Raw genomic sequence first — 10,356 nt, forward strand, 5'->3', positions numbered from 1 at the left:
ACTATGTCTCACTCTTGCTTTCATTGCCTTGAAAGTGTGCCAAACGGATTTAGCGCAAACGTTATAATTGACGATATTGCCCAGCCAATGTGTTGCATTGGCTGCCAAGCAGTTGCGCAAAATATTGTTGATCAAGGTATGACTGATTATTATAAATACCGAACTGTTCGCGCAGGCAAGGTTGAGCAACTGGTACCTGAGCAACTCGCATTTATAAAAAGTTATGACAACGAAGACATTCAAGACGAATTTATAGCCACTAACGACAATATCTCAGAGGTATTGTTGAGTGTTGAAGGTATAACCTGCGCAGCGTGTGCGTGGCTTATCGAAAAACAACTCTTAAACTTAAATACTGTAAAACGGGTTGATGTAAATACTTCCACCAACCGCGCGATGATCCAATGGGATAAAACCAGCACCCCCTTGAGTGAAATTATTACTTCCTTAGCCAAAATTGGTTATAAAGCCTACCCATTTCAATCAGATACTGAAGCTCAACAAAAGCAACAAACTGCCAAAGCCTATATTCGCCGCTTAGGTGTTGCAGGCTTAATGACCATGCAAGTTATGATGTTTGCGTTTGCCATGTACTTTGGCATGTTTTCAGGCATGGACAGCAATTTTGAGCAGTATTTTAGATGGATCAGCTTAGTACTTGCCTCTCCGGTTATTTTATATAGCGCACTGCCCTTTTTAACCAACGCCATAAATGGCTTAAAAGCAAAACAGCTCAATATGGATTTACCCGTATCGCTGGCTATTTTTGGTGCGTTTGGCGCAAGTTGTTACGCCACATTTATGCAAGTCGGCGAAGTATATTTTGAATCTGTGTGCATGTTTACCTTTTTACTTTTATTAGGTAAGTACCTTGAATTTAGAGCGCGTTTAAAAGCGAGCGAATTTACTGCCAACTTACAAAAATTATTGCCATTAACAGCCCGCACCATTAACGACAGTGGTGAAGAACTTATAATTGCAGCCAAAAAACTAAAACTTAATGACGTAGTACTCATTAAAGCGGGTGAAACAATTCCTGCCGACGGCGAGCTTATAAAGGGTAAAACTACGGTTGATGAATCAATGATGACGGGCGAACACCAACCCGTTACAAAATTTATCGGCCACAATGTCTACGCCGGTTGCGTTAACCACGACGGCGTTATTGAAATAAAAATTAATAAAATTGGCCAAAATACGCTTTTAAATCAAATTATCCGCTTGCAACACAACGCATTAACTAAACGCCCTAAACTGGTTGAAATTACAGATAAAATTGCGCAATGGTTTATAGCGTGCCTACTTATATTTGCTTCACTTACAGCTATTGGCTGGTACCAAATTGATCCTGAGCACGCATTTTGGATCACCATTTCGGTTTTAGTTGCTACCTGCCCATGTGCCCTGAGTTTAGCCATACCAACCGCACTTACATGCGCGGTTGCAACCTTGACCCGTAAAGGCGTATTAATAAAACAAGCGCATGTGCTCGAAACACTCTCACAAATTACGTTATTTGCCTTTGATAAAACAGGCACACTTACTCAAGGTAAATTTAGCCTAGATGAAGTAGATATACTCGATAAGCAATACACAAAAGCGCAAGTGCTAGATATGGCAGCTATGTTAGAGCGTTATTCTGAGCACCCTATCGCCAGCGCATTTGATGAAATTACTCCTGCTCACCACAATCTTAATAACGTTGAAGTGCATCCAGGTCTGGGAATTAGCGCACAAGATGCAAACAATCATTATGCAATTGGTAAAAGTGGTTGGTTTGATAGCAAAAAATCAAATGCACAAGCAAGCTTGTATATAAATAAGCAGGTTGTTGCACGTTTTTACTTTATTGATAAAGTAAAAAACGATGCTCAAAAGCTTATAGGCTCACTTCAATCGCAAAATTTAACGTGTCATATGTTAACCGGTGACGCATCAGATGCTGGGCAAAAAGTAGCTAAGCAACTCAACCTTGAAAGTGTGCAATCTGGGTGTTCGCCACAAGATAAACAAACAGCTGTTGAACAATGGGCGTCACAAAACGAAGTTGTAGCAATGGTCGGCGATGGCGTAAACGACAGCCCTGTATTTGCCAGCGCGCATTTATCCATTGCAATGGAAACCGGTGCTGACATATCAAAAAATAGCGCCGATGTAGTGCTCCTTAATAGCGATTTAGCTTCAATTGATCATTTACTCAATGTGGCAAAACAAACCAGACGAATTATTAAGCAAAACCTTGCGCTGTCTTTATTGTATAATGCATCCATATTACCATTGGCAGCGCTGGGCTTAGTCGCTCCGTGGATGGCTGTTATTGGCATGTCTGCCAGCTCAATTATTGTGATTAGTAATTCACTAAGGCTATTAAAGTTATGAGCATAATTTACATTTTGATCCCTATTGCCATTTTGTTTGTCATTATTGCTATAGGCGTTTTCTTTTGGGCCGTAAAAAGTGAGCAGTTTTCTGATTTAAATAAGCAAGGTCATAGTATTTTGTTTGAAGACGACAAAGAGCAACATAACAAAAGTAATGATTGACCCTCTTTACACCAGCGCATTTTTAATGGGGCTAATAGGTAGCGGTCATTGCATTGCCATGTGCGGCGGTATTGCAAGCTCATTACAACTGGCAAGTGATAAACGCAAAACATTCACCTATTCATTTGCCTATAATACCGGGCGTGCACTGAGCTACATGGCAGCAGGTGCACTTGTTGCTGGTATTAGCAGCCAATTTGCTAGGCAAAACACATCTTTTTCTTTAGCACTTTCATTCATTGCAGCTATTTTTATGCTCCTAGTCGGCGTGTATATAATGCGCTTAGGCCCTACGTTGCAATGGTTAGAAAAAATTGGTAAAACCTTAGTGTGGCAACACATTGTTAAGCTAAATAAATACTTAATGCCTATTAACTCACCATTTAAAGCCCTAGGTTACGGTGCTTTGTGGGGATGGCTTCCATGTGGACTTGTTTACTCAGCACTTACATGGGCGATGACTAGCCCAAGTGCCCTAGACGGTGCTTTAGTGATGCTATGTTTTGCTTTGGGTACTTTCCCCGCAATGATCACGTTAGGCGTTACCGCACAAAAACTAAATAGTATTATTAACCACCCTTGGACCCGAATTGTATTGGGCAGTGTTATAATCTGGTATGGTATCTACTTATTGATAATTGCAACTGACAAGCTGATACAATAACCTATTCGCAGTATTAACCTTTTATGGTTATTTTGCAGTCGTGTGTATAAAAATTTAAACGGATTAAATTATGGATTTCTCTCAAAGTCGCGCTAAAGGTAATTGTGCTATTAGCTGTAATAACTGCAGTATTAGTCAATTGTGCTTGCCATTTTCTCTCAATGGCCAAGAAATGGATAAGCTAGACGAAATTATTGAGCGAAAAAAACCACTCCATAAAGGCGATTATCTATTTGAATCAGGCGCGCCTTTACAAGCTATTTATGCTGTACGCTCTGGCTCATTTAAATCGTACACATTATCAGAGCAAGGTGATGAGCAAATAACCGGGTTTCATTTAGCGGGTGACTTAGTAGGCTTTGACGCGATAAGTAAAATGGCGCACCAGAGTTTTTCACAAGCACTTGAAACGTCAATGGTGTGCGAAATACCATTCGATACCCTTGACGAACTTGCTGGTAAATTACCAAAACTTCGTCAACAAATAATGCGCTTGATGAGCAGCGAAATTACATACGATCAAGAAATGCTGTTATTACTCAATAAAAAATCAGCAGAAGAACGCTTAGCTAGTTTTATTTATAACTTATCAGAGCGTTTTGGTGAACGTGGTTTTTCACGCAAAGAATTTAGATTTACCATGACTCGCGGTGAAATAGGTAACTACTTAGGCCTTACCGTAGAGACCATTAGCCGTTTATTAAGCCGTTTTCAAAAAGCCGACTTAATAAAAGTAGAAGGTAAATTTATTACAATTTTAGATAATGATGCCTTAGCTAAAACGGCAGCAATCGTTAAGCCTCGCTAAATTAAATAGTTTGATTTAGAACAACAATTTATATGCTACCCCTTTAACTGTTTTATATTTGCGTTACACTAATTGTACACCCGTTAGGCAAATGGAGTAGCATATGAACACTATTAAACGCATTATTGCGGTTATTGACCCTACCAAAGACGATCAACACGGTTTATCACGTTCAATAGACTTAGCCAAAAAATCTGGCGCAAGTATTACCGCCTTTATGACGGTTTACGACTTCTCTTATGAAATGACAACGATGCTATCTGGCGATGAACGCGAAGCAATGCGTGATGCCGTACTAAAAGATCGCCAGCTATGGCTTAAAGATTTGGTTTCACCTTACAAAGATATAAATATTGACACCCAAGTGGTTTGGCATAACCGTCCTTATGAAGCCATAATCGATACTGTAATTGATCAAAAGTACGATTTAGTAATTAAAGGCACACATCAACATGGTGCACTTAAATCCGTTATTTTCACCCCTACCGACTGGCATTTAGTACGAAAATGCCCTGCCCCGGTGTTGTTTGTTAAAGAAATGGCATGGCCAGAAAACGGTAATATTTTAGCTGCTGTGAATGCGGTTAGTGAAAACGAAGAACATGTAGCACTTAATAAACGGGTAATTAAAGACGCACAATTTTTATGTGAACTTGCCAACGCAAAACTTAATTTAGTTAATGCTTATCCTGCAACGCCCATAAATATAGCAATTGAAATTCCTGAGTTTAACCCTGGACTTTATAACGAATCAGTTAAAAAACACCACATTGAATCAACCAATGCACTTGCTGCTGAGTTTAATTTAAGCCAAGAGCAATGTTTTATTGAAGAAGGCCTACCAGAGGATGTAATCCCTGATGTAGCTAAGCGGTTAAATAGCGAATTAGTTGTTATTGGTACCGTTGGTCGTACAGGCTTAAGTGCCGCTTTAGTAGGTAATACAGCAGAGCATGTAATTGATAGCCTTGATTGCGATGTACTAGCACTTAAGCCCGATGGTTACGTAAGCCCGATGGCAAAGAAACTAGATTAATTAAAAATTTAGCAAGTAACAAACTGGATATTACTTGCTAAAAATACCGTGTTTAATTACATCCTAAACTCGCATATTCAGGTGGTTTGGGTATAATACGCCCCTTTATTTTTAGCAAATAACTTTGCTGTATTGTTTTACTAGGGGGCGTAATTGTCACACTCAGATCAAGCTAAAGCTCAATTTAACTTAAATAAGCTACAAAAGCGTTTACGTCGCCAAACTGGTCAAGCCGTTATGGACTTCAATATGATTGAAGAAGGTGACCGTATAATGGTGTGTTTATCAGGTGGCAAAGATAGCTATACCATGCTTGAAATGCTTCAACATTTAAAACGTGTAGCACCTATAAAGTTTGATCTCGTTGTTGTAAACCTAGATCAAAAACAACCAGGGTTTCCTGAGCACGTTTTACCCCAGTATCTTGATAAATTAAATGTAGAATACAAAATTGTAGAAGAAGATACCTACAGCATTGTTACTGACATTATTCCTGAAGGTAAAACAACCTGTTCACTTTGCTCACGACTGCGCCGTGGTATTTTATACCGCACAGCAAATGAGTTAGGCGCAACTAAAATAGCCCTTGGCCACCATCGTGACGACATGATTGAAACGTTGTTTTTAAATATGTTTTACGGTGGAAAACTAAAAAGTATGCCGGCTAAATTAATGAGTGATAACGGCGAGCATATGGTTATTCGCCCACTTGCATACTGCAAAGAAAGCGATATAAGCCAATACGCATTTGCACAAGGTTATCCAATTATTCCGTGTAACCTATGTGGTTCGCAAGAAAACCTACAGCGTAAACATACAAAAGCAATGCTCGCTAAATGGGATGCTGAGCACCCAGGCCGTATTGAGAGTATTTTTACAGCAATGCAAAACGTCGTGCCTTCACACTTAGCTGATGCTGATTTGTTTGATTTTAAAAACTTACAAACCGGTGAAGTCATTGATGGTGGCGATATAGCTCTTGATAAGCCAGACATTCCTAAAGTGCCTGTTACTAATGAGCTTGATGAACAAGAAGCGCCAAGTGTAGTTACTATAAATTTAAGCTAACATATCTAGGCTAACAAATTTAAGGGGGTTGTATTTATGTACAACCCCCTTAAATTTACCAATTCAGCCTTACGTTGTCTTTTTAACTCTCAGCTAGGCCTTGTAAAAACTCTAAACTTAACTTTTCTTGTGCATTAGTCTGATACGGCAACTGCTGTAAACTGTCGTACGAGAAATCGTTTATATCAAAATGGCTTATTTCACTATTCCCAAAGCTGTTACGCTCACCTGGGCTTGGCGACATTCTTTCTATTACAAAGTCACTTAAGCGCATATCGGTAACGCCCTTAGGTAATACTGACCAATGAGCTTTTAAGTCTACGGTTTGGCTCCCTTGTGTTAAGCGTTCCTTAGATACCAAATGAGCAAGTGGTGTATCACCACTATATAAATTCGCCCTAACACGATACAAACCACTTTTTATCACCGTTAAATTAGCTGGCATAATCATGTTTTCATTTTGAGCATAAGCAATTTCAAAACCTGTCAAAGTAGCACTTGGCGGCATATATTGAATTTGCGCAACTACGGGTACTTTTTTGCCGTCAACATCGCCCTGCACATACACTTGCAAACTACGAGGGTAATCTTCATCTTCTTTAAATGTAATAATTGCCTCACCTTCACGCGCATTGCCCGTATGGGTATTTAATACTTCCTTTGTATCAGTATTTGCAAGTTCAACGACCACTTTATCAAGCCCTTGAGCGCTTACCTTTATTGTTATTTCTTCTGGATATACAAAACGATATTGTTTGAGGCTTACCGTTAAAGCATCGCCGCTTTCACCTATGGGGCTCGACACAGGATAAAACTGATTTGGCTTTAATCGATCTTCATCTAAAGGACTCAAAGGTTGGGAATAAGGAGGAAACTTAAGTGCACTTTCGTATTGCATCACCACTTGCTGCGCTGCTTTTGTTAGGTCTTCATTAAACGCAATTTGCTTTTTTGATTGTGGTTTTTTAGCTTTAGGCACATCTATAGGGATCACTTTTACAGGCGATAAGTCAGGTGCGTTCGCGCTGTGTTTAATCTGTGGTTTTATTGGCTCAGCAACTTTATGAGCATCATTTTTACCAGTAAACCATAGCGAGAATAAAATAGTGCTAATAATTAAAGCAACGACATAAAATTTTTTCATTTTTATATTTCAATCTTTTATAAGGCGTATAGTTTTTAATACCAATCTGCTTATATATGGGTCTATTTAACGTTAAGAAAATTACGCTAGAACTAGGCAAAAATTTTTGTATCTAGTTGTTCTAAATAAAAAATTTTTAACGACGTTATAGTGGAATTTAATTCGTTAAATTGATCAAAGATTTATGCAGATTGGTATAACTACACGCCTTCTATGTTATGGAATCACATTATAAATAAGTGCTGATGCACTTAAATTATTTGAATCCCTAATATAACGATATTGTTTTTTCCAAAACCAACTACCTGTAGTTTTATCAAACGTATTAAACCCTACGTTATTACCTTCAACATTTACGTTATTCATGGCTATTGTGACATTACCTTTACGCTGCGCGTTATGTATTTCGTTATGGCTATAACTGTCACTCATCATCATTGGATAATGATTTGGCATAAAGCTACTAACAGCATCACCTTGCGATTTTAAATGGCCATCTGTATCAATACTGCTGCTACAACTTCCAAACGAGCCAGCCGAACTTGCACCACATGAAGAGTGCGATGCTACAACCGAATCATCATTACCTTTTAAAAATCCACCTGTTAAACCTAAATACGCATTACCATCTGCCACAAAGCGTAATCTAGGTGTACGTGCATCAGGAAATGGCGATATTTTACGGGCATTATTCACTTTTAAATCGTGTAATACACCAACAGCTTCGGTTACATCGCTCCCTAGCCACCATTTGAGTGCTGCATCGACCGCAAAGTTCCATGATGCGCCAGTTAAAGCACTAACTGCTACATCAGCCAGCTCACTTCCACCGCCCGCGCCTGCTAAATCAAACGTCGCAACAATATTAAGCGGCTGTAAGCCTGCGTTTTCTAACCAGTTTTCTTGGTTATCAATAATATGGCGTGCAACTAAGTCGCCTGTTGAATGTGTTACAAATACACAGCCATCACTGCATAAATTAGAGCGTGAAATTTGCTTTAACTTTGGCCACACCCAATCGGTAGCAATTTTACCTTCAATTCGCTCATAAGCAGGCCAATCAATTCGCTCATCTGCACGATTATTCCAGTACGATTGCCAATATGTTTCACCGTCATTAATTACATCACTACCCGACTTATTGGTTATTTGCGAAGTTTGTAACCCGTGAATTAATATAATTTTGTAGTCTTTACTCGCAGCAGAAAAGCTCATTAGCATAGCAAGCCCAGCACCAATTAGGTGACTTGGTTTAATTAATGTGTGTGTGCGCTTAGTGTTGTTCATACAATTCCTTAATGTTGTGTACGTAATATTTTATTATCATTTAAGGTATTCATACTAGGGCTTGTCAGCCTTGGCGTTCATCAGTATTAGGAACAAAGAACAAAAATGCAACAATTTATTATCATTTATAGGAATGAAGAAACTTATTACTTGTTATTTAATGGGTTAATAAAGAATAGTTGTTAAATTTAAAATTATCAGGGATGTTTCGAGAGTAATATTGAGGGGGGTTAGGTTGAGCGGGTACCGGTAAAGGTGCCCGCTTTAGAATAAGGACGTAACTAATCTAGCCGTTAGCTTTGAGTTCACTGGTAAATTGCCCAATCGCATTTACAACTTCTTGTGCGCCTTGCTGAATTTCCTGCATCACATCACCCGACTCTTTAGATAGTGCTAAACCTTGCTCTGCTTTTTCTTTACCTTTTTCTATTACAGCCACCGTATTTTGGGTTTGTGATTGGTTACGCTGTACTACTTCTACTATTTCTTCTGTTGCTTTTGATGTACGAGATGCAAGCAGTCGAACCTCGTCTGCAACCACAGCAAAGCCTCGACCTTGCTCGCCAGCTCTAGCCGCTTCAATTGCGGCATTTAATGCTAACAAATTGGTTTGCTCTGCAATACTACTAATACTTTGTACAATACTCGATATTTGTTGCGACTGCTGATCAAGCGCTGAAATTTCACTTGCCGCTTGCTCCATGTTAATAGCCAGCTCGGTCATTACTGCAACCGTATCTTGTATAACGCTCGCGCCTTGCTCTGCTTTTTTATCCGTTTGGGTTGAGGTGCTATAAGCAATTTCGGCAGCCTTAGATATCGCAATTTCTTGATTTACTTGCTCTGTAATAACTGTTGCAAACTTCATTACTTTATAAAGCTCATTCGCGTCATTTGAGATTGGGTTATATGACGCTTCTAACCATACAACATTGCCGTATTTATCAACACGCTTAAAGCGCTCCGCTATAAACTGTCCTTCTCTTAATTTAGCCCAAAACTGTTGATACTCTTGGGAATTATACTCTGAAGCTTCACAAAATGTGCGATGGTGTTTTCCTATTAATTCACTTTCTTGATAACCCATTGCTGATAAAAACTGCTCATTTGCTTTTAAAACATGGCCTTCTAAATCAAATTCAATTACTGCCATAGAGCGATATATCGCTTTGATAGTGTCGCTTTGCTCGCGGGAAGCCGTAATTGTTTTTGTAAGCACACTCCCGAATATAGAAAAATAGAGCAACTGATCTTGCTCCCCTTTTACAGGATGTACTATTAAACGTAACCATTCAGCTTTACCATCACCGCGCGCAATTTGTAATGCACCGCCCCAATGTCCTTCTTTTTTTATAGCTTGCTGTAGGCTTTTAAATTCTGAAGATTGACGAGATGACTCAGTAATAAAATCATCAAAAGAGTTATTAGTAAGATCGTCTTCGTTGTAGCCTAAGTTTTCTAAAAACCTATCATTGGCGTGCGAAATTCTGCCATCATAGAGAATGTTCAGTACTAACATCTCTCGGTAAAGCCCTTCCCACACTTGTTGTAACGGATAGAGTTCTGCTTTTAAAGAGGCTATTTCATTTTGCTTATTTTTAGAAAAAAACATTAATATCCTTACTAGGGCGTGTTGACCTTTGTGGATTGAAATTTGTTCAATCTAGGGGCGATTAAATCACGGCGCGAGGTTTGTAACCTAGTGGGCTCGATAACTGCTCCTGCGTTATTCTAATGGCTTACATCCATGTAAGAATAAGTAAAAACCGAGCAAAGCTTCCGCGTCCTGCTCACGCCCCTTACCTA

Annotated in this window: 9 protein-coding genes; 6 read left to right on the forward strand and 3 right to left on the reverse strand. The window is 39.1% G+C overall.

Annotated elements, in window-relative coordinates; genetic code table 11:
- Nucleotides 1-3: 3 nt before the first annotated feature.
- The 6 genes from H5117_RS10830 (at nt 4) to ttcA (ending at nt 6,119) form a co-directional block, all read left to right on the forward strand.
- Entirely contained in the window at nt 4-2,379 is a 2,376-nt protein-coding gene (locus tag H5117_RS10830) for a heavy metal translocating P-type ATPase (protein ID WP_182737799.1), read from the forward strand.
- Nucleotides 2,376-2,543: a cbb3-type cytochrome oxidase assembly protein CcoS gene (gene ccoS, locus H5117_RS10835; protein ID WP_002963071.1), complete on the forward strand. Its 168-nt coding sequence runs from the start codon at nt 2,376-2,378 to the stop codon at nt 2,541-2,543. Before H5117_RS10830 ends, ccoS begins: the two co-directional genes overlap by 4 nt.
- A complete protein-coding gene (locus H5117_RS10840) occupies nt 2,536-3,207 on the forward strand; it encodes a sulfite exporter TauE/SafE family protein (RefSeq protein ID WP_039490095.1) in 672 nt (223 codons plus the stop codon). Before ccoS ends, H5117_RS10840 begins: the two co-directional genes overlap by 8 nt.
- 70 nt (nt 3,208-3,277) lie before the next feature.
- A complete protein-coding gene (locus H5117_RS10845; protein ID WP_002963069.1) occupies nt 3,278-4,015 on the forward strand; it encodes an FNR family transcription factor in 738 nt (245 codons plus the stop codon).
- 103 nt (nt 4,016-4,118) lie between these two features.
- Nucleotides 4,119-5,051 (forward strand): universal stress protein UspE, encoded by a 933-nt coding sequence (gene uspE, locus H5117_RS10850; RefSeq protein ID WP_182716156.1) that lies wholly within the window; start codon nt 4,119-4,121, stop codon nt 5,049-5,051.
- Nucleotides 5,052-5,204: 153 nt separating this feature from the next.
- Nucleotides 5,205-6,119, forward strand: a complete 915-nt coding sequence (gene ttcA / locus H5117_RS10855; RefSeq protein WP_002963067.1) for a tRNA 2-thiocytidine(32) synthetase TtcA — start codon at nt 5,205-5,207, stop codon at nt 6,117-6,119.
- A gap of 82 nt (nt 6,120-6,201) precedes the next feature.
- Here ttcA and H5117_RS10860 read toward each other — a convergent pair whose 3' ends face one another.
- The 3 genes from H5117_RS10860 to H5117_RS10870 form a co-directional block, all read right to left on the reverse strand.
- Nucleotides 6,202-7,263: a hypothetical protein gene (locus H5117_RS10860; protein ID WP_182737803.1), complete on the reverse strand. Its 1,062-nt coding sequence runs from the start codon at nt 7,261-7,263 to the stop codon at nt 6,202-6,204.
- A 216-nt stretch (nt 7,264-7,479) separates the two neighbouring features.
- Entirely contained in the window at nt 7,480-8,550 is a 1,071-nt protein-coding gene (locus H5117_RS10865; RefSeq protein ID WP_182671759.1) for a hypothetical protein, read from the reverse strand.
- A gap of 286 nt (nt 8,551-8,836) precedes the next feature.
- Nucleotides 8,837-10,162 (reverse strand): PAS domain-containing methyl-accepting chemotaxis protein, encoded by a 1,326-nt coding sequence (locus H5117_RS10870; protein ID WP_182737806.1) that lies wholly within the window; start codon nt 10,160-10,162, stop codon nt 8,837-8,839.
- Nucleotides 10,163-10,356 lie beyond the last annotated feature (194 nt).

It is taken from the genome of Pseudoalteromonas sp. SG45-1 (assembly GCF_014164135.1).
Classification (GTDB): Bacteria; Pseudomonadota; Gammaproteobacteria; order Enterobacterales; family Alteromonadaceae; genus Pseudoalteromonas; species Pseudoalteromonas distincta.

Excerpts from the sequence above, each read along its gene's own strand:
- H5117_RS10830 (WP_182737799.1), top strand. The coding sequence starts at position 4 with ATGTCTCACTCTTGCTTTCATTGCCTTGAAAGTGTGCCAAACGGATTT.
- ccoS (WP_002963071.1), top strand. The coding sequence starts at position 2,376 with ATGAGCATAATTTACATTTTGATCCCTATTGCCATTTTGTTTGTCATT.
- H5117_RS10840 (WP_039490095.1), top strand. The coding sequence starts at position 2,536 with ATGATTGACCCTCTTTACACCAGCGCATTTTTAATGGGGCTAATAGGT.
- H5117_RS10845 (WP_002963069.1), top strand. The coding sequence starts at position 3,278 with ATGGATTTCTCTCAAAGTCGCGCTAAAGGTAATTGTGCTATTAGCTGT.
- uspE (WP_182716156.1), top strand. The coding sequence starts at position 4,119 with ATGAACACTATTAAACGCATTATTGCGGTTATTGACCCTACCAAAGAC.
- H5117_RS10860 (WP_182737803.1), bottom strand. The coding sequence starts at position 7,263 with ATGAAAAAATTTTATGTCGTTGCTTTAATTATTAGCACTATTTTATTC.
- H5117_RS10865 (WP_182671759.1), bottom strand. The coding sequence starts at position 8,550 with ATGAACAACACTAAGCGCACACACACATTAATTAAACCAAGTCACCTA.
- H5117_RS10870 (WP_182737806.1), bottom strand. The coding sequence starts at position 10,162 with ATGTTTTTTTCTAAAAATAAGCAAAATGAAATAGCCTCTTTAAAAGCA.